The sequence below is a fragment of the Pandoraea vervacti genome, assembly GCF_000934605.2.
In the GTDB taxonomy this organism is placed as follows: Bacteria; Pseudomonadota; Gammaproteobacteria; order Burkholderiales; family Burkholderiaceae; genus Pandoraea; species Pandoraea vervacti.
This window is the reverse complement of the sequence record NZ_CP010897.2, coordinates 5,330,330-5,354,931: the sequence shown is the minus strand read 5'-3', so window position 1 is coordinate 5,354,931 and position 24,602 is coordinate 5,330,330. Positions and strand designations below refer to the sequence as shown.

Here is a 24,602-nt window from a genome sequence, read left to right as displayed (position 1 = left end):
GACACTGGGTATGGCCCACACAAGCCGCACGCTGGCGCAGCGCGCGGCAATCGGCGCGTCGCGCGATAGCGCACAGGCGCAGACGACGCGAAGCGCGCGCATCACCGAACAAATGGACGGCCTTCAGTCGGCGCAGACGCTCATCGCGCTGTTCCTCGCGATGCGCGTTGCCGAGCGCAATACCGACCAGGCATACCGCACCCGTCACGACGCGATGGTCTTCGAGCGCGGCGTGACGGCGCGCACCGAAAAGTACAACGCCAACCGGTCGCACTACAACGCCGGTCTGATGTCGGCGATTGGCGGCATCGTCTCGGGCAGCTTCTCGCTGGTCGGAGGTGTGGGCTCGGGCGCTGCGGGGTTTGGCGGTGAACTGGGCAAGCTGCGCATGGTAGGCACGGCGGTTGGCGAGACGACCAAGGGCGTGAGCCAGTTCGTGAAGTCGCCGTTCGACGTGGTCTCCAACGACGATTCGCTCGCGGGTCGCGACAACGATGTGCTGGGGGAGTTCGAAATGTCGCTCACGGAGGAGACGCGTCGGACCAACGAGCGCCTGCGTCAGCGCATCGACGCCACGAGTGCCGACATTCGCGACGTCTCGCGCTCGATGTACGGCATGATCGGCCAACAGGTCACGAAGATGTACGACGTGATTCGCTGACCCCATGACAGTCTGCGAGCGCGCCGTTGCGGCATTTTTTCGGACTCACCGTTTCACGGCGCGCACGGAAGTCTGCGAGCGCATGCATGTCGAAATGGGGCAGCGCGTCGAGAACGGCGAGTTGTCCCTGTGTCATCGTCTGGAAAAGCTGACGGCAGGCTACGTGCTGACGATCACCGATTTCCGGCTCGATGACGGCGCGCGTTCGAGTGAGCATGCCGTGCGGCGTTTTTGCCAACTCATACGGACGCTGTTGCGCACCGTCCCGCATCTGAGCTATGTACGAGGCATGATTCTGCCTGGCGTGAGCGATCCGAAGCTGCGCGAGATGCGTGTGCGCCTGGGGGCGATTCTCGAGCGCGAAGGCGCGTTCTGGCGCGACGAAGACGGCGATCGCTGGCTCGTGTTCTGTCGCGTGCAACACGGCGTGCCCACGCGGCGCATGAGCGGCCTCGGCACGTCGTCATCTGCTTCGTCAGCTTCGTCCGCCTCGGCTGCCTCCGTCTCCCGAGCATCCGCCTCGCCGGGTCACGGCAACATGCCGAGCCCCCGCCACCACAGATAATCCAGCGGAAACAAGAGCACGAGCGTGATGGCCGTCATGACGACGGTCAATCGCGTGCCATCGCGCATACCGACACCCCCCAGATGCATGGCGATCATCATCGGCGGGCTCTGATACGGCAGCAGAACGGTCGAGAACACCGGCACTTGGAGCATCAGCACCGTATATAGGGGAAGGCCGCTCGCTGCGGAGAGCTGGCCGGCGAGCGGCGTGAGTACCGCCGGCAGTCCCGGCAGCGTGGCAACGAGCCCGATGGCCGCGCCGATGGCGATGAGCCAGGCCGCGTTGATGACCGGCGTGCCGGGCGCCATGCCTACGGCGTCCAGGCAAAGGCGCGCCACCTTTTCTCCCAGTCCCGTATCCGCCACGACGGCACCGACCCCCAGAAAGCCGGCAACGTAAATCAGTGGCGTGATCTGCATCTGATCCGCGAAGGTCTTCGGTGAGACGATGTGAATCGCCGGCAACAGGCAGAGGATGGCCGCCGCGACCGAGATCCATGCCGGAGAGATGCCATGCCACGCGTCGGTCGCGAAGCTGGCGAGGGCTAGCGCGAGCAGGATGGCCAGACGCCGGCCATCGGCCGTCAGCGGCGGTGGCGTTGTGGAGGCCGGGCTCGTGAGTGGGCCGTCGTCCGGGAACAGACGACAGATGACCCAGACGAGAATTGCCGCCTTGAGCGCCCCGAGCACAGGGAAGTGCAGCAGCAGGTATGGCGCGTAATGCAGCTTCACGCCGTAGAACGAATCGGCCGCGCCCATCAGCACGCTGTTCGGAATGTTGGCGGGAAGGATTGTGGTCGGCGGCATGTAGCTGCCCGCAGCGACCGTCATCACAAGTCCGGTGCGCCCGCGCCGTCCCTCGGCGAGTCCGATGCGATCTGCCAGCGCGAGCACGATGGGGATGAGCAACAGGATACGCCCGGTCGTGGAGGGCATGACGAACGCGAGGCCGACGCTGGCGATCATCACCGACATGACGTATCGGGGGTAGGTCGGACGCCTGAGCGCGAACACGGTCGATGCGAGCCGTGTGCCGAGCCCTGTCGTGCGCACGGCAAGTCCGGTGACGGCGCCGCCGAAGACCAGCCACCACGCCGCCGAGTGAAACCCCGCAAAGACGACTTCGGGCTTCGCCACATGAAGCAACACAGCGAGCAGGAAGAAGGTGAGCGTGGTCACGGGCTCCGGGAACAGCCCGAACGCCCACGCACCGATCGTGAACAGCACGAGCACGGCGGCTTGCGCGGCCATGGGCGACAAGCCGAGGGCGGGACTGCCATGGCTCGCCCCCCACAACGCGAGCGCGAGCACGACATAGGCAGCGTAACCGCCTAGCGCTTTCAGACGTGAGCGCAACCGCTCGCGACGCGCGACGTCCGACGGCTGTGATGAATGTGGGGCCTGCGGTGCAGCAGATTCGGTCATGGCGCTTGTGGTTTTGGTGTTGGGCCAGAACCAAGATCTTACATGGTCCGCTGCGGCGACTTTCGTCCTGTCGGCAATGACGGACTGCAGGAACAACATTTCGCTCGTCGCGTCCGGTGAAATGCGAAAAAGCCGCGAGGCTACAATGTTTGTCGACCTCATGCGGCATTCCACCAGTCACTTTACGGACGATCAACGCGTTGGAAGCGAATTACGAAGCCAGCCAAACCACTCGGATCACGGCCCCAAAACCCTGGCATCTCTACCTGCTGGAATGTGCGGGCGGGCGCATTTATACCGGCATTGCGATCGATGTCGACGCGCGCTATGCGGCGCATGTGGCGGGCAAGGGGGCGCGCTTCACGCGGGCGTATCCCCCGTCGCGCATTCTCTTATCGCTGCCGTTTGCCGATCGCGCGGCAGCCTCGCGCGCAGAGTACCGCGTCAAGCAACTGAGCGCGTCGCAAAAACGTGCACTCGTCGCCGGAACGTTCGTGTGCGACTTCGGTGACAGCAGTGACAGCGGTGACAGCAGTGACAGCAGTGACATCAAGGCACCAGACGCGCCTGACGAATGATCCGCCGCACGTCGCGCTGAAGCGCCCCGAACTGACTGCGCGACGGAATCGGTGACACCACCATCGCCCAGCTGTCGCCCGGCACTGTTTTCTCCACCACCGTGTAATAAGTCGACTGCGTGCGGAAAAAGTCTGCGATGCCGTCGTGGCTGACGCGGTAGCTGCGATCCCCCGCACCCGCGAGCAGGAACACGCCAAGCGTGTAAAACACGTCGCGATCCGAATTCACCGGACCGGCCTGCTTGTCGAGCAGTAATGACCGAAGCGTTTTCTCCGTGAGTAGCGTCGGGCGCCGAATGTCGAACACACGCCACACCTTGAGCAGCGCCCCCGTTGACATCTGCCAGCCGGCGAACGGCGCGAGCAGACGCCAGTTGTCGGGCAGCTTCGCGTCGGTGACGCCCAGCGGCGCGAAGATGGAGGTTTCGCAAAAATCCTTGTAGTCCTCGCCGGATACCGCCTCGATCACCATGCCGAGCAGCAGGTACGAGACGTTCGAGTAGACGAAGTCGGACTTGCCGCTCGAGTGGCTCGCGTCGCCCGCGTCGAGATAGTTGAAGAAGTCGGCGCTGCCCCCCACCCGTCGAATCGCCAGGCCGCTGAACAGGCCGTTGACCGGATCGTTGAACCCATTGGTCGCGAGCCCCGCCCGATGGGCGAGCAGGCGTCGCACCGTGAGTTCGCGCAACGACGGATCGAGCGGCTTGCCATGTTGCCTCGCATAGGCGTCGAGCAAGTCGCCGAGTCTGGCGTCGAGCGATAACTTGCCCTGCTGCACGAGCAACGCAATCCCGATGGCCGTGACCGATTTCGACAAGCTCGCCACCGGCAGCAATTGCTGCACATCGTCGCCCGGCGTGGCGGCTTCGAGCGCCACGCCGTTGTCAGACTCCGTACGCAACCAGACATGCGAGAGGTTGTAGCGCTCCTTGATCTGCGCCACGCCCTGCGCAACGGTCGACTGCCCGATCGGCACGGCCGGGCGAATTGCCGTGGCCGGACCCACCGAGGGCAGCGCGACAACCGCACCGTTAGCGCTCGTCGCGGCGGCAGCCCCCGACGCGTTGGCCGGCGTCTGGGCGAGCGCAAGGCTCGCGCTCGCCAGCGCGGTGGTGCTCAGCAGGATAGTCAGGACAACGCGGCGTGCAGACCCGACGTATTGCCCCATAGCCCCCGCAATGGCATGCGAATGGCGATGCATGGCCAACTGCGTGGTGAAACGTGCCCCTACCGGACGGCGATGCCGTTCGACGTTCATTGATTCACTCCCCCCGTGCACTCACTTCGAACCGCGAAGCGTCTCGCTTCAGGACTCTCTTCGGAGTCGGAAGGGTTCGGAGTGCGCACGTGCCGCACTGCGGCGATATTCGAGATCGAAGTTTAGGAAAACTTCGGGTAAATACCCAATAAAACCCGCGCATTTTACATTAAGTTGCATATATCGTGCCAATTGCTCAATAGGCGAATGCAATCGCCACAGCGTATCCCGCCTAGCGCGGGCGTCGACAGGTGACGTTACTGCCGTTGCGACGCCGAAATTGCCTCATATCGTGAGAGACCGGCCTCGGAGGCCCGCTGCTCAAGGCTTTGCTGCCGTTGGAAGGTCGCGGACGACGCGCTTGTCAGCGGCGCACCGACAAGACCTGTCACGCATCGCGGTGTAAGCTATCTCCCAAGACAGACAGGCTCCGACTCGCCCACAGGCCGCAGGGGCGGCGTCCCGCAGGCGACGTCGTGCCGGCCGAAGGATCGACCGAAACATGACTGAACCGCCCGGTGCGCGCCCGAGCCGGCCCGCCGATGCTTCCTCACCCGCTGCCCCTTCTACGGGCATCTCCGGGTCCACTGCTGCCCCCCACGCCGCCGGCGCAGGCGATGCCGGCGCCGCAGGGCCGACCGCTCTGCCGTCGCCCGTCGAGGCTGCCTGGCTCTCGCTGCCCGCCCCTTTGCGCCTGATCCGACGTTTCCCCTGGAGCGCCGCACGTCCGTGGCTGATCGTCACCGGCGTGCTGCTGCTCGGGCTGTTTGTTTTCGACGCGCTTCACCACATGCTGCGACACGTGCATTACGACAACGTGATCGCGGCCATCCACGACACGCCTGTCACGCGTCTGGTGCTTGCGATGCTGGCAACCCTTGCGAGCTACGCCGCGTTGACCGGCTACGACATCTCCGGTCTCGCATTTGCGAGCGCCAGGGTGAAGCGCTCGACGGTCGTACTCACATCGTTCATTGCCTACGCGCTGGGCAACTCGGTCGGGCTGGGCGTGCTCACGGGCGGCACCGTGCGCATGCGGATGTACGCTGCCGCCGGGATCGACGCCTCGAAGGTCGCGCAGGCCGTAGCGTTCAACGCCGGCGCGTTCGGCCTCGGCATGACGGTGTTCGGCTCGCTCGGGATGTTATGGGGCGCGTCGCGCGTGTCCGCACTGGTACCGATTCCGGCGTGGATGTTGCAACTCTTCGCCGTGCTGCTCCTCGCTGGCGCCGCCGCCTTTCTCGTGCTGTGTGCGCGCAAGCGCAGCGTCGTCGTCTTCGGCCGTTGGTCGATGCCGTTGCCGCCGTTGCGTCTGGCGTTGCGCCAGTTGCTCATCTCTGCGGCCGATCTCGGTATGGCGGCCGCCGCCCTATGGTGTCTGCTGCCAGCGGGCGTGGTCGATCTGCCGACCTTCGTCGTCTTCTACGCCATTGCGATGGCGCTGGGCGTGCTCAGTCACGTGCCGGGGGGCGTGGGGGTATTCGAGGCGGTGATCTTGCTGGCGACGAACGGGCATGCACCGATCAGTCATGTCGCCGGCGCGCTGGTGCTCTATCGCGGCATCTATTACCTGCTGCCGCTGATGCTCGCGGCCTGCCTGCTCGCCGGATTCGAACTGCGGCAGGGGCCCGCAGCCCCCATCGGTCGTGCCGCCGTTCGCCTTTTCCCCGGCATTCTGGCTGCGCTCACGCTCGTCGCGGGCGTCATGCTGCTGATCTCGGGCGTCACGCCGGCCACGCGCGACGCCGAAGAATTCCTGCGCCGCCATGTGCCGCTGTTCCTTGTCGAGGTCTCGCACTTGCTGGGCAGCGTCGCCGGCCTGTCGATGCTGTTCCTTGCGCGCGGCCTGCTGCACCGCCTCGACGCCGCGTGGTGGGGCTCGCTCGCCCTGACCGTCGTCGCCGCAGTACTGGCGATCCCGAAAGGCATCGCATGGTCGGAGTTTTTTGTGCTGGCGGTGCTTGCGACCTTGCTGCTGGTCTCGCGCAAGCAATTCGACCGCCGCTCCTCGCTCTTCACGCAGTCGTTCGAGCCGGGCTGGATCATCGCGGTGCTGTCCGTCCTGGGCGCGTGCACGTGGCTGATGTTCATGTCGTACCGACGAGTCGGATACGCCAATCAACTCTGGTGGCAATTCACGTTCGATGGCGATGCCCCGCGCTCGATGCGTGCGCTGATGGTCGTTGCCGTCATCGGGCTGGGCCTCTCGCTATGGCAACTGCTGCGGCAATCGCCGGGCGCGATGGTGCCCGCCACTGAAGAGGAACTGGCGCGGGCCGAGGCCGTCATCCGCAAGCAACCCGCTGCCGACGCGTGCCTCGCGCTCATGGGCGACAAGAGTTTCCTGTTCTCGCCGTCCGGCAATGCTTTCATCATGTTTGCTAAGCATCGCCGCTCGTGGGTCTCGCTCTCGGACCCGGTCGGGGACCAGAAGGAATGGCCCGAACTGATCTGGCGCTTCATCGAACTGGCCGACGCCCACGGCGGGCGCGCCGCCTTCTACAAGACACGCCCGCAGGCCCTGCCGCTCTACGTCGACGCGGGGCTTCGCGCGTTCAAGCTCGGCGAGGAGGCGTTCGTTTCCTTGCCGGAATTCGGATTGCAGGGCTCGCGTCGCGCGAACCTGCGGCACGGCGTGACACGTGGCGAGCGTGAAGGTCTCACGCTGGAGATCGTGCCGCCCGAAGGCGTTGCGCCGCATCTTGCGGAAATGCGTGCGGTATCGAACGCATGGCTCGCTCGCCAGCACACGCGTGAAAAGGGCTTCTCGCTAGGCGCATTCGATGACGCCTACGTTCTGCGCCAACCCGTGGCGCTCGTGCGTCGCGAGGACCGGCTCGTGGCGTTCGCCACGCTCATGTGCCCCGACGTGCTGCGCATCGAGGCGAGCATTGACCTCATGCGGCAGGTGCCCGATGCGCCGCCGGGCACGATGGACTTCCTCTTTGCGAAGCTGATGCTCCACTTCAAGGCGCAGGGCTACCAGCGCTTCGGCCTCGGCATGGCGCCGATGTCCGGCATGCAGACGCATCAGCTCGCGCCGCGCTGGCATCGTTTCGGACGAATGATGTTCGCGCACGGTGCGCGCTTCTATAACTTCCGGGGATTGCGCAGTTTCAAGGAGAAGTTCGATCCGCAATGGGAGACGCGTTACCTGATGACGCCCGGCGGCATCGCGCCGATGCTCACGCTGGCCGACGTGGCGTCGCTCGTCGGCGGCGGCTGGAAAGGAATGATTGCAAAATGATGGGGAACACGATGGCACAGCACGGGAAGGCAGATGATGGTCGGACGGGGTCGCCAGGGGGACCGCACCGCTTGTGCGCCACGTCCTTCGCGTTCTTCATGTTCCTCGTGTCGCTCGTGTCCCTCGTGTCCCTCACACCCCGGCTTCGCCGCGCGGCGGTGCGCGTGACGCTCGGTGCCGCTGCCACCGCTGCCACAGCTGCCACCGCAATCGCTGCCGCACTGAGCCCACTGGTCCTGATGGTGTCACCGTCCTCGGTATCGGCGCAGACGTCGAGCTCCACGCAGGCGCGCAGCAACCCCCTCAACGTGCTCAAGCCGGCGCCCAAGGCGGGACCCGTGGCGCAGTCGCCCGCCGCCGACACCAGCGCCCCGGCGCCCGTCATGCCGCAGGCCGCCGCGGCGGCTGCGAGCGCTGCGGCATTTCGTAGCGCGGCCACCGGCGCAAATGCCGCGCCCGAAATCATGTCCCATGGCCGCTTCGAGAGCGTGCCGATCTTCCGCCCGCAAGGCGAGCCGAATGCCACGGTGCTGTTTTTCTCCGACGACGACGGCTGGACGCCGCGTGCCGAGCGCATGGCTCGAGCACTGGCCGACACCGGGGCGTTGGTGGCCGGTATCGACACCGCGCGCCTGATGGCGAACTACACGAAGGACAACATCGCGTGCGTCTACGCGGCGGGCGACCTCGACAACTTTGGACGATGGGTCGAGGCGTCGGTCCGGCTGCCCGGCTATACGCCGCCCATTCTCGTTGGCGACGGCGTGGGCGGTACGTTCGCCTACGCGATGCTCGCGCAGGCCGGCAGCGACACGTTCTCCGGTGCGCTGTCGGTCGACTTCTGCCCGGTGTTGCCGATGGCGCGCCCGCTGTGTCAGGGCGAAGGCGTGCATTTCGCACGCGGCATTACGCACACGGCAGGGGGCGCGCCGATGCGCCTGCTGCCCGCGCCGGTCATGAGCGCCCCCTGGCTGGCAATGGGCGGGCCGGCCGCCGGTCCCGGCAGCCCGGGGCGTGCACCGCGTTGCCCGGATCACGTCGCGCAGGCGTTCGCCGCACGCACCCCGAATTCGAGCTGGCTCGTGGGCGGGCTGGCGGGCAGCCTCGGCGCCATGGATACCAGCGGCGCGGCTGACACTTCGAACGCTTCGAATGCCTCTGGCGCCTCCGCCACGCCTGTGCTGGCGGATTGGGTGACGCAGTACAAGAACGCGTTCCGACGCATGAACGCGCACCATGTGGCCGGCACCGCGCGCCCACCCGCCGCCGTGGCCGATCTGCCGGTCATCGAGGTCCCGGCAACCGCCAAACCCGCTGCTAACCTGGCCGACACCTTTGCCATTCTGCTCTCCGGCGACGGCGGGTGGGCCGGGCTGGACCGCGATGTCGCCGCGGCACTCGCGGCGCACGGCATTCCGGTCGTGGGGGTCGATTCGCTGCGTTACTTCTGGTCGGCGCGTACACCGGCGTCCGGCGCGCTCGACATCGACCGTCTCATGCGCTTCTATCAGACGCGCTGGAACAAGAAGCGCGCGATCCTCATCGGCTATTCGCAAGGGGCCGACGTGCTGCCGTTCATGGTCAATCGCCTGCCGCCGGTGGCCCGTGAGCGCGTCGGGTTGCTCGTGCTCATGGGCCTCGGGCAAAAGGCGGACTTCGAATTCCGCATGACCAACTGGGTGATGTCGAGCCAGAACGGGCTGCCGATCCGGCCCGAAGTCGAACGGCTGCCCGACGGCATGGCGATGTGCGTCTACGGCGCCGACGAGGACGACAGCAACTGTCCGGGGCTCGATCCCCGGCGGGTGCAGATCGTGAAGATGCCCGGCGGGCATCATTTCGACGGGAATTACACCGCGCTTGCCGACGTGATTCTCCAGGGGCTCGCCAAACGCTGAAGTTCTGAAGTTCTGAAGTTCTCAAGTCCGCTGATCGGGTCAACGTCTGACCCATGCGCGCTTTCTCGCCTTGCCTTCCGTGCGGGCGCTCCGTACACTGCGGCCAGCTTTTTTCCCGAATTTTTCCCGTATCGCCCGTCCGGCCATGGCGCCGGACGCGGCAGCGCGGGACCCACGAGACGTCACGACAGACAGGAGAAGATCGAAAATGGCAGAGGGTTACTTCCCGAAGTGGCGGCAACAGGACACGGCCTCCGGGCGCGTGATCGCGCCCGATGAGCGTCTGGCCTGGCCGCAGACCATCGCGATGGGCGTGCAGCACGTGGTCGCCATGTTCGGCTCGACCGTGCTCGCGCCACTGCTCATGGGCTTCGACCCGAACCTCGCGATCTTCATGTCGGGCATCGGCACGTTGCTGTTCTTCGTGCTCGTCGGCGGCCGCGTGCCCAGCTACCTCGGCTCCAGCTTTGCCTTCATCGGCCTGGTCATTTCCGTGACGGGCTACGCGGGCAGTGGACCGAACATGAATATTCCGGTGGCGCTCGGCGGGATCATCGCCTGCGGTGTGCTGTACGCGATCATCGGGCTGATTGTGATGGCCGTCGGCACGCGTTGGATCGAGGCGCTCATGCCGCCGGTCGTGACCGGCGCCGTGGTCGCGGTCATCGGTCTGAACCTCGCCCCGGTGGCGGTCAAGGGCGTGTCCGCCACCAGCTTCGACACGTGGATGGCGCTCGCGACCGTGCTGTGCGTGGGGCTCGTGGCGGTGTTCGCGCGCGGGATGGTGCAGCGCCTGCTGATTCTCGTCGGCCTGCTGCTCGCCTATGTGCTCTACGCCGTGCTGACGAACGGCATGGGGCTGGGCAAGCCGATCGACTTCTCCATCGTGGCCAACGCCGCGTGGTTCGGTCTGCCGCACTTCGCGGCGCCCGTGTTCAAGCCGGAAGCCATGGTGCTGCTCGCGCCGATCGCCATCATTCTGGTGGCCGAGAACCTGGGCCATATCAAGGCCGTGAGCGCCATGACGGGGCAGAACCTCGACCCTTACATGGGCCGCGCGTTCCTCGGCGACGGGCTGGCGACCATCGTGTCGGGCAGCGTCGGCGGCACGGGCGTGACCACGTACGCCGAGAACATTGGCGTGATGGCCGTCACGAAGATCTATTCGACGCTGGTGTTCGCGGTGGCCGCCGTCATTGCGCTGGTGCTCGGCTTCTCGCCGAAGTTCGGCGCGATCATCCAGACAATTCCCGGCCCGGTGCTCGGCGGCGTGTCGATCGTGGTATTCGGCCTGATTACGGTGGCGGGCGCGCGTATCTGGGTGCAGAACAAGGTGGACTTCTCGGACAACCGCAACCTGATCGTGGCGGCCGTGACGCTGGTGCTGGGCGCGGGCGACTTTACGCTGAAGTTCGGCAGCTTCTCGCTTGGCGGCATCGGGTGCGCGACATTCGGCGCGATCATTCTGTATGCGCTGCTGCGGGGTCGTGGCGCGTCGCGACCGGCGGCGATGTAACCGCGAGCGTCAACGCGACGCGCAGCACTACGGCACGGCGATGACGTCGTGCCGTTTTTATTTGGGGCGCTGCGGGTGGGGGCGCGGGTGGCGCCATCGCCATCGTGATGGGCGTCAGTCACTTTGCGCGGGCGCGGCTTGCAGGCAGTCGAGAAGTTGCCGCGCGTAGACGGGCAGCGCGTCGCGCTCGCGTACGCACAGCACCAAGGTACGCAGCGCCCACGGATCGGCGAGCGGCACAATGCCGATGCTCCGCGTTGCGGCACAGCGTCGGGCGGCGCTCAGGGGTACGATGCCCAGCGCCGCGCCCGCCGCCACGGCGCGACACAGGCTGTCGAAGTCGCGCAGTCGCAGGCGATAGCGCAATGCACGCCCCGCGCGCCTGGCGTGCCCGTCGAGATGTTCGGCCAGCGCGCTTTGTTCGGGCAAGCCGATGAACTCGGCGTCCAGCACGTCGATGAAAGGCACGGCCGCGCCTGAAGCACGCATGGCGAGGGGATGGTCCGGCGGCGTAACGACGACCAGCCGGTCCTGCCGGAACGGCACCGTCTCCAGTCCCGCCAGTTCGATCCAGTCCGACACCACGCCGATGTCCGCGGCGCCTTCGAGCACCGCCTGCACCACGGCGGGGCTCGTCTGCTCGCGCAGCGCGATCTCGACATTCGGATGCTCGGCCAGAAACGCGCCGAGCAGGTCGGGCAGAAATTCCGACATCGCGACCGTGTTGGAGGCAATGCGCACGTTGCCTTTGAGACCTGCCGCGTATTCGCCCAACTCGCCGCGCAGTTGTTCGATCTGCGCGAGTACGCGGCGGGCGTGAGCGAGCAGGGCGCGCCCAGCGGGCGTGGGAATGACACCCTGGCGATGGCGCATGAACAGGGCGACGCCCAGCGTCTCTTCGAGTCCGCGAATGCGCGCGCTCGCGGAAGCCAGCGTCAGGTGGGCGCGCTCGGCGCCGGCGGTAATGCTGCCCGCATCGGCCACCAGCAGGCACAGGCGCAGATCGATCAGGTCGAATTTCACGGGATGCGTGTCTCCGGGCGAACGCAGATGACGTCGGAGTAAAGACGTCAGTGTATAGCGGGCGGGTGATGCATCCTTACCGGCATATAAGAGGCAGTGCCCATGCAATGTCGACTGACTTGGGCAGGTGCGCATGGTAAACTACGCGCTTTCAAGACACGGCCGTACCCGCGACGGTCTGCCCCGCCAAGCCGCAGAGTTTCATTCGCCGGCGGGTCGTCTTGCTGGCGTCTTCAGACGCGTCGCCCGGATGAGCGCGATGCGCGTCGCACGCCCGACGCGGGCATTCCATCAAGAACAAACAACATCGATACGCGCGGGGACACACATCGTGGAGTCCGCGCATTGGTCTTTATATGTCTTTTGAAAAGCTCGGCCTGTCGGCCGACATCCTGCGTGCGGTAGCCGATCTCGGTTACACGCAGCCGACTCCGATTCAACTGCAAGCGATTCCCGCTGTCCTGCAGGGCGGCGATCTTCTCGCCGGCGCACAAACCGGCACGGGCAAGACGGCAGGCTTTACGCTGCCGATCCTGCAAATGCTGTCCGCGCGTGCCCGTCCGGCCGCCGCCAACGGCAAGCGCCCGATACGCGCGCTGGTGCTCACGCCCACGCGCGAGCTGGCCGCACAGGTCGAGGAAAGCGTCACGCAATACGGCAAGTATCTGCGCCTCACGTCCATGACCGTGTTCGGCGGGGTGTCGATGGTGCCGCAGGTCAAGCAACTCTCGCGTGGCGTCGACATTCTCGTCGCCACACCGGGTCGCCTGCTCGATCACATGCAGCAGAAGACCGTGGATCTGTCCGGCGTCGAGATTCTCGTGCTCGACGAAGCGGATCGCATGCTCGACATGGGGTTCATTCGCGATATCCGTCGCGTGCTGGCGGCGCTGCCCGCCCAGCGTCAGAACCTGCTGTTCTCGGCCACCTTCTCCGACGAAATCAAGCAACTGGCCGACGGCCTGCTCAAGTCGCCCGCGCTGATCGAAGTCGCCCGCCGCAATACGACGGCCGAGACCGTCGCGCAGAAGATCCACCCGGTCGATCGTGACCGCAAGCGCGAGTTGCTCGAACACCTTGTGCGCGAGCACAACTGGTTCCAGGTGCTCGTGTTCACGCGCACCAAGCATGGCGCGAATCGTCTGGCGGAACAATTGACGAAGGGCGGCATTCCGGCGCTGGCAATTCACGGTAACAAGAGCCAGGGGGCGCGTACCCGTGCGCTTGCCGAGTTCAAGAGCGGTACGCTGCAAGTGCTGGTCGCGACCGATATCGCGGCGCGCGGCATCGACATCGACCAACTGCCGCACGTGGTGAACTTCGATCTGCCGGAAGTGGCGGAGGACTACGTGCACCGTATCGGTCGTACCGGCCGCGCCGGGGCGAACGGGGAAGCCGTCTCGCTCGTGTGCGTCGACGAGCATCAACTGCTTCAGCAAATCGAGCGTCTCATCAAGCGCACCATCGATCGCGAAGTGATTCCGGGTTTCGAACCGGATCCCCATGCCGTCGCGCAGCCGATTCGCAAGAATCAGCAAGGCGGTGGCCGTGGCGCCGGCGGCGGCCGTGGCGCTCGCACCGGGGGTGGCGACGAGGGTCGTCAATCCACGCGTGCGCCACGTGATGCGCGCCAACCCCGTGACGACGGCCGCTCGCCGCGTCAGGGCGGTGAGGCGAAGCCGCGTCGGGAAGGCGATCGCGCGGGTGGCCGTCAGGGCGGCAATGGCGGCAATGGTGGCAATGGTGGCGGCAATGCCATCAACGTCGGCAATAGCGTCAATGTCGGCAACGTCGGCGGCGGTCATCGTCAACCGGCCAAGCGCCAGGGCGACGCGCAGCGCGCACCTGCGCGCACCACGCAGGGCGCGCCCGCGCCGCGTCAGGGCCAAGGGCAGGGCGCCTCGCGCGGGCAGGGTGGCGGTGGCGAGCGCGGTGACTTCGGTCAGCGCGGGCCGCGCCCGGCGCGTCGCGACGGTGCGGGCGGTGCCTTGCTGATGGGCAAATCGAAGCGCGACTGAGCGCTTCGTCAAGGAGTCGACGATGTGCGCGCCGCTCAATATTCCAATGAATTTGAGCGGCGGCATGGGACTGAGGGAAGCGGCGAAGCGACTTCGTACAGCCGGCTGTGCGTCGCATTCGCCCGCCCCCGGGAATGCCTCGGAGACCGCCCGCACGGGCGGTCAGCGCAAAATAAGTAAAATATTAACTTTTTGCGCCCGAGATTCTCATGATCGCCCGAGTTACCCGGTTATTCCCCCTTTGGGCAGCACTGCTGTCCGTCTTCGCTTTCTTCTCGCCGGGCAGCTTCACCGGTATTACCCCGCACGTCACGGCACTGCTCACTGTCGTGATGTTTGCGATGGGGGTGACGCTGACGTTCGACGACTTCAAGCGCGTGTTCACGCGTCCCGCCCCCATCGTTGCGGGTGTGGTGCTGCACTATCTGGTCATGCCGCTGGCAGCGTGGATCATTGCACGCGTGCTGCACATGCCCCCCGATCTGACTGCGGGCATGGTGCTTGTGGGCAGCGTAGCGAGCGGCACGGCGTCGAACGTCATGATCTATCTCGCCCGAGGCGACGTGGCGCTTTCGGTCACGATCAGCGCTATGTCGACCCTCGTCGGCGTGTTTGCCACGCCGCTGCTCACGCGCCTGTACGTCGATGCCTCGATTGCGGTGGACGTCGAGGGCATGCTGATGTCGATTCTTCAGATCGTGGCGTTGCCGATCGGCGCCGGTCTGCTGATCAATCACTTCTTCGGTCGCGCGGTGCGCGCCATCGAGGGCTATCTTCCGCTGGTGTCGATGGTGGCGATCGTGCTCATCATCGGCGCGGTGGTCGGCGCGAATCAGGGCAATATTGCGACGGTCGGTCCGCTGGTCATGGTCGGCGTGATTTTGCACAACGGGCTGGGTCTGCTCGGTGGCTACTGGGGCGGGCGCCTGCTCGGCTTCGACGAATCGATCTGCCGCACGCTTGCCATCGAGGTCGGCATGCAGAACTCGGGTCTGGCCGCCACGCTCGGCAAGATCTACTTCACGCCGCTGGCGGCGCTGCCGGGTGCGCTCTTCTCCGTCTGGCACAACCTGTCGGGCTCGCTTCTCGCCGGGTACTGGCGCGGTCGTCCGACGGGCACCGCCAACGATTCACAGGCGACGGCAACACGTCCGACGCACTGAGTTTTTCCCGCGCCGCACACCGGTGTGTGCGGCACGCAACGGGAGTTCGCACCGTCATCGCGGACATTTGCGTTTCTGTCTCCCATCGCCTACAACATCGATATACCGTTTGCGGCGGTGGGAGAGAGTCTGTATCACGGCGCCCGTCCGTGTTCCCTTCCCCCGCTCGCCCACAGGGCGTATTCCGACGTGGCCAGTATCGGCACGGACATCGCGTTGCGCGATGCCGAGTCGTGGCTCGGCGTACGAGCGAGCGGTCTGGAGTCACTCAAGCATGTTGCGAAAGAATCCGCGCGGGGATTACCCCGTGGTGCACGAGACCTCGTTTGTCGATCCCACGGCCATTTTGTGCGGCCAGATCGTCGTCGGCGAGAACGTCTTCATCGGACCTTATGCGGTGCTGCGCGCCGACGAGGTCGATGAGCACGGCAAGATGGAGCCGATCGTGATCGGCGCCAATTCCAACATTCAGGACGGGGTCGTGATCCATTCGAAAGACGGTGCACGCGTTTCCATCGGCGAGAACACGTCCATCGCGCATCGCTCCATCGTGCATGGACCGTGTGTCATCGGCAACAACGTCTTCATCGGTTTCAACTCGGTGCTGTTCAACTGCGTCGTTCACGACGGCGTGGTGGTACGGCACAACAGCGTCGTCGACGGGCGCGACATTCCCGAGAATTTTTACATCCCCTCGACCACGCACATCAGCCGCGAGACCGATCTCGCGACCATTCCGAAAGTGACTGTCGACGCGCGCGAATTTTCCGAATCGGTGAGTCGCACGAACGTGCAGCTCGCGCGCGCTTATCGTCGTATTCAGAACGCGTTCTGACGATGGCACGCTCGCCGGCCGATGCCCGGCGAGCGGCACGAGCGCCGTAGCCGTGAACGTTTTTGGTGGAGTTCGTCATGTCTTTGAGGGTCAACGGGATTGTCATCGACGCACGCCGCGTCGCCGATGAGATCGATCAACATCGAGACGCGGCCGATCCGCAAGCCGCAGCGCAACATGCGCTCGTGAGCCGGGAGTTGTTGCGTCAGCGCGCGCGCGATTTGCGATTGCTGTCCGATGACGCGGCCGCGAGCGACGACGCCGTCGTCGATGCACTCTTCACGCGCGACGTGCAGGTCCGCCGTCCGACCGAAGCCGAGTGTCGCGCCTATTTCCACGACCACGCCGGGCAATTCCGCATCGGCGACAAGGTGCAGGCGAGTCACATCCTGTTCGCGTTGACGAACGGTGTGCCACTGTCGAGCACGTTGGCGCGCGCGCAGTCCGCCCTCGATGCGGTGCTGGCCGAGCCGTCCTCGTTCGAAACGGTGGCGCGCACGATGTCCGACTGTCCGTCGGCACGCGATGGCGGTAGTCTGGGCATGCTCGCACGCGGCAGCGGCGCGCCGGAGTTCGAACTGGTATTGTTTTGCGGCGACCGACTCGGCGTGCTGCCGCGTCTCGTGAACACGCGCTACGGATTTCACGTCGTGCGTATCGAGCGGCGGGTAAAGGGGCGCATGCCGCCGTTCGAGCGCGTGGCAGAACGGATCGCAGCGCAGCTCTACGAACAGGCGCGTGCAAGGGCGTTGCGTCACTATGTCGCGTTGCTCGCCGACGCCGCCGAGATCAGCGGCGCGAACGACAGCGCAGGACCGACACGCGTGCAATAAGCGTGCTGTCGATACAGGAAGGGCGTTACCTGAACCGACCTCGCCCGTCATGTTCAGGTAACGCCCTTTTTTTGCCGCGCGCAGGTTTTCCCAGGGGGACGGGAATCAACCCGCAATCAGTTCGAGCGTCATCGTGTCGAGCGTGAACGAGCCGTCCTCCTGAATCCGGAAGTGTTCGCGAACACTGTCCGCCATGGCCGTTTGCAATGCGCGGATGGCGACCTGCATCGGCTCGGGCGTGCGCATGCGCGTCGTCCATGTCTTGAAGTCGAGTTCGAGGGTGCGCGGCGTGAGCGACGCCACTGAGAACCCTGCATTCGCCGCCATCGTCAGCCATTCGCCATTCGAGTAATCGCGCACGTGCGACGTGTCGCGCAGCACTTCGACGGCCTGGAGATACGTATCGAACAACGGCTGCCCGGTGGAGGCGACATCGCAGATCACGACACGCCCGCCCGGTTTGAGCACGCGGCGCATTTCGCGCAGCGCAGCGCCGACGTCCGACCAATGGTGGGCGCTGTAACGGCTGAAGACGAGATCGAATGTGGCCCTGTCGAACGGCAGCGATTCGGCGGCGCCCAGTTGCGTGTCGATGTTTGCCAGGCCACGCTTGGCGGCTTCGCCGGCCACCACGCCGAGCATGTCGGCGGAAAGGTCGTAGGCGACGACACGGGCGACGTGCGGTGCGGTAAAGAAGCTCACGTGACCGGCGCCGCAACCGAGATCGAGCACTTGCGCATCGGGGTACGTGCGGGCGATCGTCGCAAGTTGCTCAAGATCGGCGCCCTGTGCGTGGTTGGCGCTCGTCAGATACGCCGACGCCTGCGGACCGAACTGGCCGGTGACGACGGCGTTATGAGAATGACGGGCATCTTGGGCGGTGGGGGCTGGGGCGGATGCAGTGCGCTGGTGATCGCTCACGGGTGTCTCCTTCGTTCGTAGCGCAAGGACTCGCGCTTGCAGATTGAGTTTATGTCGGCGGGGACTTGCGCGACATCGATGGCTCTCACGATAATGGCTCGTCGATACCGGTACAAGTTGCCTATTTATCCTGGTATGAAAACTACCCCCATGCCCTCGCCTGTCCCGACACCGAATGAGGCGGCGCCGACCCATTCGTCGCAGGCCGACGACGCTCGTCAGCGTCGCGCGCTTGGGGACTTTCTGCGGGCGCACCGTGAGCGTCTGACACCTGCGGCCGTTGGTCTGCCGCCGATGGGCCGACGCCGTACGCCGGGACTGCGTCGCGAGGAAGTCGCGCAGCTGTGCGGTCTGTCGTCGACCTGGTACACGTGGATCGAACAGGCGCGAGAGGTGTCGATTTCGGCAGGCGCGCTGGCGGCCGTGGCCGGTGCGCTGCGGTTGTCCCGTGCCGAGCGGGCGTATCTGTTCGATCTCGCAGGAAAGCGCGATCCGGGGCGCGGCGCCGAACCGCTGCCGCATCATGCGACGGCACAGGTGCAGGCCGCTGTCGCGGCGGTGGCGGCGCCGGCCTATGCGCTCGACCGCTGTTGGGACGTGCTCGCGTGGAACGAGGCTGCCGCCGACCTCTTTCGTGGCTGGCTCGATGTGCCACCCGCATCGGGGACCACGGGCACGAAGAACCTGTTGCGCTACATCTTCCTCGACGCCGGTGCGCGGGCGTTGATTCAGGATTGGGAGCGTCGCGCCCGACGCGTTGTCGCCGAGTTTCGTGCCGAGTGCAGCGCCTATCTGGACGATACGCCCGTGCGTGCGCTCACCGACGCGTTACAACGCGAGAGTCCGGTATTCGCGTCGCTGTGGTCGCAGCAGGATGTCGTCGAGCGTGAAGGCGGACGGCGCGGATTCCATCATCCCGAGCGCGGCGACATCGACTTCGCCCAGGTGACGTTCCGACTCTCGGGACATGACGATGTGAAGCTCGTGATGCTGCTTGCCTGAATCCGGCGCCGTAGTTCTCGCCCGGCGTGGCTAGCCGTGGCCGTGACGTGCCGGTATCAGAGGGCTGGGCGCAACCATTGCACGAGCCACGTGGCGGTGGCGATGCCGAGGAGCGTCATGATGAGCGAACCCCCTACGTGAACCACGACGATCAGCGAGGCCCACCCGATCTGGCCTTCGCGCAGCAATGTCGTGACTTCCGCCGAAAACGTGGAGAAGGTGGTGAGGCCACCGAGAAAGCCGGTGACGATGAACAGTCGCCACTCGACCGGTATCGACGGGATGTGACTGAACAGCGCGACGGCCACGCCGATGAGATAGCCGCCGCCGAGGTTGGCGGTGAGGGTGCCCAGGGGCAGTGTCGGCAGAATGGTGTTGAGCTGTACGCTCAGCGCCCAGCGCAGCAGCGCGCCGAGCGCAGCGCCGACGCTGATGGCGACGACCGAAGCCAGCATGGGGTCCTCCCGTGCGTTCCGAAATCGGAGATCAGGTAAATGGCCAGCCCGCAAAGAGAGCGGCCAGCCCGCAACAAAAAAAGCCAGCCCGCAATAAAAAAAACGGCCAGCCGTTTTGGGGGCTGACCGTCCTCGCCTCTCAAGCGAATACTGCGCGCGTTGCCACTGGCATGGCCAAGGGACTTAGTCCTTCGGGAACGACGTAGCGCCGCCGTGCGCGCCCGACCACTCGGCCGGTGCGTGCAGGAATTTCTCGACTTCGTCCAGCGTCTTCGTGTCGAAGTGGTTCTGCTGCTTGGCCACACGCAGCACATCCCACCACGTCGCGAGCGAGTGCAGTTGGACGTCGATGTCCTTGAGCACCTGACGGCTCTCCGGGAAGATGTCGTAGTGGAAGATCACGAACACGTGATTCACGTTCGCACCGGCTTCGCGCAGCGCCTTGCAGAAGTTGATCTTGCTGCGACCGTCGGTCGTCAGATCTTCGACGAGCAGCACGCGCGAGCCTTCCGGCAGATCGCCTTCGATCTGTGCATTGCGGCCAAAACCCTTCGGCTTCTTGCGCACGTACTGCATCGGCAGCATCAGCTTGTCGGCGATCCAGGCAGCGAACGGGATACCCGCGGTTTCACCGCCGGCGACCGTGTCGAACTGCTCGCAACCCACGTCCTGAATGATCACGGCTTCTGCGAAATCCATCAGCGTACGGCGCACGCGCGGGTACGAGATCAGCTTGCGGCAGTCGGTGTAGACCGGGCTGGCCCAGCCCGAAGTGAAGATGTACGGCTTTTCGGCGTTGAAATGCACCGCGCCCACTTCGAGCAGAATCTTTGCGGTGATGTCGGAAATCGCCTGGCGGTCGATGCCAATCATGATGCGGTTCCTCAGCGTTGCTGTCCGCCGTGCGGCGTGCAGCCAGGAGTCATGGGTGAGTCAGCGGCGCGCCGCGAGCCGGAATGAACGACAACTCACTGCGGCAAGGCACCGTCTGAGGCGGCAAGCGGCGCGTTTTGCAACGAGCGGCCTGCGCTTAAACGCGAATTATGCCACAAGTTTCAGCAAATGCGAGGGCAATTATGCACTGAGCGTATATTTTCGAATGGCGAGGTACGCGCAGTGTGCGCGCATCGCGCATATGAAAAAAGAACGACGATAGATGAGTCCAAAAAAAGAGACAGTTGCCGAGCCTTTATGACAGGCATACACTCTCGCCGAAATTCAGACCCGACCAGACGCCATCATGCCTCACGACTCCTCGCCTTCCCATGCCACGCCGGGCGCTTCCGCTGCCGCCGCGACGAAGCACGACAGTGCTTATGCCAATCGCGCCCTCTGGGCTTCGGCCATCGGTTACGCCATGGATGGCTTCGACCTGCTGATCCTGGGGTTCATCCTGCCGGCCATCGCCGCCGATCTGGCCCTCTCCAGCGCGCAATCGGGTGCGCTCGTGACCTGGACGCTCATTGGCGCGGTCATCGGCGGCATCGTCTTCGGCATGCTCTCGGACCGCTACGGCCGCGTGCGCGTGCTCTCGTGGACCATTCTGTTGTTCGCAGTCTTCACCGGCCTGTGCTCGCTGGCGCAAGGCTACTGGGATCTGCTCGCCTACCGGACGATTGCCGGTATCGGCCTGGGCGGGGAGTTCGGCATCGGCATGGCGCTCGCCGCTGAAGCCTGCGCACCGGAGCGTCGTGCACGGGCATCGTCGTTCGTGGGGCTCGGCTGGCAGGCCGGGGTGCTCGCCGCCGCGCTGCTCACCCCGTTGCTGCTCCCGGTGATCGGCTGGCGCGGCATGTTCGCCGTGGGCCTGCTGCCCGCCGTCGTGTCGTTCGTCATGCGCCGCACCCTCGGCGAGCCCGAGATGTTTCTCGCGCAACAGCAGCAACCGCGCGAGCACGCGCCGCTCAAGCTGCTCGTCAAGGATTGCGCGACCACGCGCGCGAGCCTCGGTGTGGCGATTCTGTGCTCGGTGCAGAACTTCGGTTACTACGGCCTGATGATCTGGATGCCCTCGTATCTGTCGAAGACGTTCGGCTACTCGCTCACCAAGTCGGCCTTGTGGACGGCGGTGACGGTGCTCGGCATGGCATTTGGCATCTGGCTCTTCGGTCGTCTGGCGGACCGTTTCGGACGTCGTCCGACATTCATCGGCTATCAGATCGGCGCCGTCGTGATGGTATTCGTCTACGCGCAACTTCAGTCGCAGTTCTCGCTGCTCGTCGGCGGCGCGGTCATGGGCATGTTCGTGAACGGCATGATCGGCGGCTATGGCGCACTGATCTCCGAACTGTATCCGACGGCAGCGCGTGCAACGGCGCAAAACGTGCTGTTCAACATTGGACGCGCGGTCGGCGGGTTCGGGCCGCTGACGGTGGGGGCGCTGGCCGCGGCGTTCTCGTTCAAGATCGCGCTCGTGTTCCTCGCCGGTATCTACGTGCTCGACATTCTGGCGACGCTGTTCCTGATTCCGGAGCGTCGCGGCGAGGCGCTGCGGTAAGGCGAATTTCGTATTGCGCTGCACGCGTAGGCAGGCGGCGGGCAGGCGACAGATCGGCGACAGGCAGGTGAAAGCCAGGGCGGCGAGCACGCTGCCCGCCGCCCGCGCCTGCGGCATCAAGGTTTCATCGCAAGGTGTACACTTTGCGTCCTGCGGTGCGCACCGGCCACCGCAAGTCCCACGGTCCGACGCGCGCGAGCGCGATTTCCAGGATCGGGGAGCGATGGTCATCACGCCATCGCGATGAGAAGAACCCCGTCGACGACACAATCGTCGAATCCCTCCGGTTGGCTCTTCCCCCCCGCCGTGATCCGTCAAAAGACGGTCGAGCCCACTCGCTGCCCGCATGCGGCAGGGCCCGGTCGTCGCCCTCAGGTATTGAAAATGGATGAACAACTGAAGCAAAGCGCCCTGGCGTACCACGAGAATCCGCGTCCGGGCAAAATCTCGGTCACGCCGACCAAGCCGCTGTCGAACCAGATCGATCTGTCCCTGGCTTACTCCCCCGGCGTGGCCTACGCCTGCGAAGCCATCGCGGAAGACCCCCTCGCCGCCAACCGTTACACGTCGCGCAGCAACCTCGTCGGTGTGATTACCAACGGCACCGCCGTGCTGGGTCTGGGCAATATCGGCCCGCTCGCCGCCAAGCCGGTCATGGAAGGCAAGGGCTGCCTGTTCAAGAAGTTCGCCGGTATCGACGTGTTCGACATCGAACTCGCCGAGCACGACCCGGACAAGCTGGTCGAAGCCATTGCCATGCTCGAGCCGACGCTGGGGGGGATCAACCTCGAAGACATCAAGGCGCCGGAGTGCTTCTACATCGAGAAGAAGCTGCGTGAGCGCATGAAGATTCCGGTCTTCCACGACGATCAGCACGGCACTGCCATCATCGCTTCGGCCGCGATCCTCAACGGCCTGAAGGTCGTGGGCAAGGACATCGGCAAGGTCAAGCTGGTTTGCTCGGGCGCCGGCGCGGCCGCGATCGCCTGTCTCGACCTGCTGGTGAACCTCGGCCTCAAGAAGGAGAACATCCTCGTTCTCGACTCGAAGGGCGTGATCCACAGCGGCCGCGACAAGCTCGACGAGAGCAAGGCGCGTTACGCCGTGGCGACCGAAGCCCGTACGCTCGCCGACGCCAGCAACGGCGCCGACGTGTTCCTCGGCTGCTCGACCGCCGGCGTGTTGACTGCCGACATGGTCAAGACCATGGGCACGAAGCCGCTCATCCTGGCGCTCGCCAACCCGGAACCGGAAATCCGCCCGGAAATCGCAAAGGCCGCGCGTCCGGACTGCATCATTGCCACGGGCCGTTCGGACTATCCGAACCAGGTCAACAACGTGCTGTGCTTCCCGTTCATCTTCCGTGGCGCGCTCGACGTCGGTGCGACCACCATCACCGAAGAGATGAAGCTCGCCACCGTGCGTGCGATCGCCGAACTGGCGCAGGAAGAAGAGCAGAGCGAAGAAGTGGCGCGTGCCTACGAAGGCCAGTCGCTCGAATTCGGCCCGGAGTACATTATTCCGAAGCCGTTCGATCCGCGTCTGATCATCAAGATCGCGCCGGCCGTGGCGCAGGCCGCCATGGACTCCGGCGTGGCCACGCGCCCGATCGAGGACATGGACGCCTATCGCGAACAACTCGGCACGACCGTGTATCGCACCGGCTTCATCATGCGTCCGGTATTCGCCGCGGCGCGCGCACGCTTCGGTAACGACGCGGCCCGCATCGTGTTCGCAGAAGGGGAAGACGAGCGCGTGCTGCGCGCGGCGCAGTTCGTGCTGGCCGAGCGCATCGCCAAGCCGATCATCATCGGTCGTCCGGCTGTCGTGGAAATGCGTCTGCAAAAGATCGGCTCGAAACTCAAGCCGGGCGTCGACTTCGAGATCGTGAATCCGGAAGACGACTCGCGTTATCAGCGCTGCTGGCAGGCGTATCACAACCTCGGCGCGCGCCATGGTGTGACGCCCGAAGTCGCCAAGGCCGCCATGCGCAAGGACAACACCCTGATCGGTGCGATCCTCGTGCATCTGGGCGAAGCCGACGGCATGGTCTGCGGCATGATCGATACGTATCACCGCCATCTGGATGTGATCGATCAGGTGCTGGGCCGTGCGGCCGGCGTGGAAAACTACGCGGCGATGAACCTGCTGATGCTGGCCAATCGCAACCTGTTCATCAGCGACACTTACGTCAACGAAGTGCCGACGTCGGAGCAGCTTGCCGAGATGACGGTGCTGGCCTCGAAGGAAATCGAGCGCTTCGGTATCGCGCCGAAGGTGGCGCTGCTGTCGAACTCGAACTTCGGCAGCGTGAAGTCGGCATCGGCGCAACGTATGGCTCGCGCCGCCGAGTTGCTGGCCGAGCGGGCGCCGGAACTGGAAGTCGATGGCGAGATGCACGGCGACGCGGCGCTCTCGGAGACAATCCGTCGCGCGGCCTATCCGGCATCGCGTCTGGCTGGCGAAGCGAACCTGCTCGTCATGCCGAACGTGGAAGCGGCCAACATCACGTACAACCTGCTCAAGATGACGGGCGGCGAAGGCGTGACGGTCGGTCCGTTCCTGCTGGGCTGCGCCAAGCCGGTTCACATCCTGACGCCGGCGGCTACCGTGCGCCGCATCATCAACATGACGGCCGTCGCTGCGGCGAACGTTACGCGTTGATGGGTCGATGATGGGCCGATGATGCATCGATGATGCGTCGG

General features: G+C 65.2%; 19 protein-coding genes. 13 read left to right on the top strand and 6 right to left on the bottom strand.

Annotated features, from left to right (window positions below; translation table 11 throughout):
* Positions 1-10: 10 nt before the first annotated feature.
* Together UC34_RS23395 and UC34_RS23390 are read left to right on the top strand one after the other, a co-directional pair.
* Positions 11-661 (top strand): hypothetical protein, encoded by a 651-nt coding sequence (locus tag UC34_RS23395; protein WP_044457379.1) that lies wholly within the window; start codon positions 11-13, stop codon positions 659-661.
* A gap of 4 nt (positions 662-665) precedes the next feature.
* Positions 666-1,226, top strand: a complete 561-nt coding sequence (locus UC34_RS23390) for a hypothetical protein (RefSeq protein ID WP_052811205.1) — start codon at positions 666-668, stop codon at positions 1,224-1,226.
* On the opposite strand, the gene UC34_RS23385 is transcribed toward UC34_RS23390, so the two are convergent.
* Positions 1,190-2,653 carry an SLC13 family permease gene (locus tag UC34_RS23385; protein WP_044458595.1) on the bottom strand — a complete coding sequence of 488 codons (1,464 nt, stop codon included), beginning with the start codon at positions 2,651-2,653 and terminating at the stop codon, positions 1,190-1,192. The genes UC34_RS23390 and UC34_RS23385 overlap by 37 nt on opposite strands.
* Positions 2,654-2,769: 116 nt before the next feature.
* Here UC34_RS23385 and UC34_RS23380 point away from each other — a divergent pair, with 116 nt between their 5' ends.
* Positions 2,770-3,231 carry a GIY-YIG nuclease family protein gene (locus UC34_RS23380; protein ID WP_237165183.1) on the top strand — a complete coding sequence of 154 codons (462 nt, stop codon included), beginning with the start codon at positions 2,770-2,772 and terminating at the stop codon, positions 3,229-3,231.
* On the opposite strand, the gene UC34_RS23375 is transcribed toward UC34_RS23380, so the two are convergent.
* On the bottom strand, positions 3,203-4,489 hold the full coding sequence (locus tag UC34_RS23375) for a serine hydrolase domain-containing protein (protein ID WP_044457378.1): 1,287 nt from the start codon (positions 4,487-4,489) through the stop codon (positions 3,203-3,205). The two genes, UC34_RS23380 and UC34_RS23375, sit on opposite strands and share 29 nt — an antisense overlap.
* A 502-nt stretch (positions 4,490-4,991) precedes the next feature.
* On the opposite strand from UC34_RS23375, the gene mprF reads away from it, so the two are divergent.
* From mprF to UC34_RS23360, 3 genes are all read left to right on the top strand, one after another.
* A complete protein-coding gene (gene mprF, locus UC34_RS23370; RefSeq protein WP_084070917.1) occupies positions 4,992-7,736 on the top strand; it encodes a bifunctional lysylphosphatidylglycerol flippase/synthetase MprF in 2,745 nt (914 codons plus the stop codon).
* 71 nt (positions 7,737-7,807) lie between these two features.
* Positions 7,808-9,634 carry a virulence factor family protein gene (locus UC34_RS23365; RefSeq protein ID WP_218919550.1) on the top strand — a complete coding sequence of 609 codons (1,827 nt, stop codon included), beginning with the start codon at positions 7,808-7,810 and terminating at the stop codon, positions 9,632-9,634.
* 208 nt (positions 9,635-9,842) lie between these two features.
* Entirely contained in the window at positions 9,843-11,150 is a 1,308-nt protein-coding gene (locus UC34_RS23360; protein ID WP_044457377.1) for a solute carrier family 23 protein, read from the top strand.
* 114 nt (positions 11,151-11,264) lie between these two features.
* Here the strand turns inward: UC34_RS23360 and UC34_RS23355 are convergent, their stop codons facing one another.
* Positions 11,265-12,173 (bottom strand): LysR substrate-binding domain-containing protein, encoded by a 909-nt coding sequence (locus UC34_RS23355; RefSeq protein ID WP_044457376.1) that lies wholly within the window; start codon positions 12,171-12,173, stop codon positions 11,265-11,267.
* 356 nt (positions 12,174-12,529) lie between these two features.
* Between UC34_RS23355 and UC34_RS23350 the strand changes: the two genes are divergently transcribed.
* From UC34_RS23350 to UC34_RS23335, 4 genes are all read left to right on the top strand, one after another.
* Positions 12,530-14,191, top strand: a complete 1,662-nt coding sequence (locus tag UC34_RS23350) for a DEAD/DEAH box helicase (RefSeq protein WP_044457375.1) — start codon at positions 12,530-12,532, stop codon at positions 14,189-14,191.
* Between the two features lie 209 nt (positions 14,192-14,400).
* The gene (gene panS / locus UC34_RS23345) at positions 14,401-15,354 is read left to right on the top strand and encodes a ketopantoate/pantoate/pantothenate transporter PanS (RefSeq protein ID WP_044457374.1); all 954 of its coding nucleotides are present in this window, start codon (positions 14,401-14,403) and stop codon (positions 15,352-15,354) included.
* A gap of 274 nt (positions 15,355-15,628) precedes the next feature.
* Positions 15,629-16,189, top strand: a complete 561-nt coding sequence (locus UC34_RS23340; protein WP_044457373.1) for an LbetaH domain-containing protein — start codon at positions 15,629-15,631, stop codon at positions 16,187-16,189.
* A gap of 77 nt (positions 16,190-16,266) precedes the next feature.
* Complete coding sequence (locus tag UC34_RS23335; protein ID WP_044457372.1) at positions 16,267-17,022, top strand: peptidylprolyl isomerase; 756 nt, start codon at positions 16,267-16,269, stop codon at positions 17,020-17,022.
* Positions 17,023-17,127: 105 nt separating this feature from the next.
* Here the strand turns inward: UC34_RS23335 and UC34_RS23330 are convergent, their stop codons facing one another.
* Positions 17,128-17,943, bottom strand: a complete 816-nt coding sequence (locus UC34_RS23330) for a class I SAM-dependent methyltransferase (protein WP_044457371.1) — start codon at positions 17,941-17,943, stop codon at positions 17,128-17,130.
* Positions 17,944-18,093: 150 nt separating this feature from the next.
* Between UC34_RS23330 and UC34_RS23325 the strand changes: the two genes are divergently transcribed.
* Positions 18,094-18,945 (top strand): helix-turn-helix transcriptional regulator, encoded by an 852-nt coding sequence (locus UC34_RS23325; RefSeq protein ID WP_044457370.1) that lies wholly within the window; start codon positions 18,094-18,096, stop codon positions 18,943-18,945.
* Between the two features lie 56 nt (positions 18,946-19,001).
* Here UC34_RS23325 and crcB read toward each other — a convergent pair whose 3' ends face one another.
* Positions 19,002-19,400: a fluoride efflux transporter CrcB gene (crcB, locus tag UC34_RS23320; RefSeq protein ID WP_044457369.1), complete on the bottom strand. Its 399-nt coding sequence runs from the start codon at positions 19,398-19,400 to the stop codon at positions 19,002-19,004.
* Between the two features lie 183 nt (positions 19,401-19,583).
* On the bottom strand, positions 19,584-20,273 hold the full coding sequence (locus tag UC34_RS23315; protein WP_042113471.1) for an orotate phosphoribosyltransferase: 690 nt from the start codon (positions 20,271-20,273) through the stop codon (positions 19,584-19,586).
* A gap of 367 nt (positions 20,274-20,640) precedes the next feature.
* Between UC34_RS23315 and UC34_RS23310 the strand changes: the two genes are divergently transcribed.
* Positions 20,641-21,897, top strand: coding sequence for an MFS transporter (locus UC34_RS23310; protein WP_044457368.1), 1,257 nt, complete (start codon positions 20,641-20,643; stop codon positions 21,895-21,897).
* 384 nt (positions 21,898-22,281) lie between these two features.
* Complete coding sequence (locus UC34_RS23305; RefSeq protein ID WP_044457367.1) at positions 22,282-24,561, top strand: NADP-dependent malic enzyme; 2,280 nt, start codon at positions 22,282-22,284, stop codon at positions 24,559-24,561.
* Positions 24,562-24,602 lie beyond the last annotated feature (41 nt).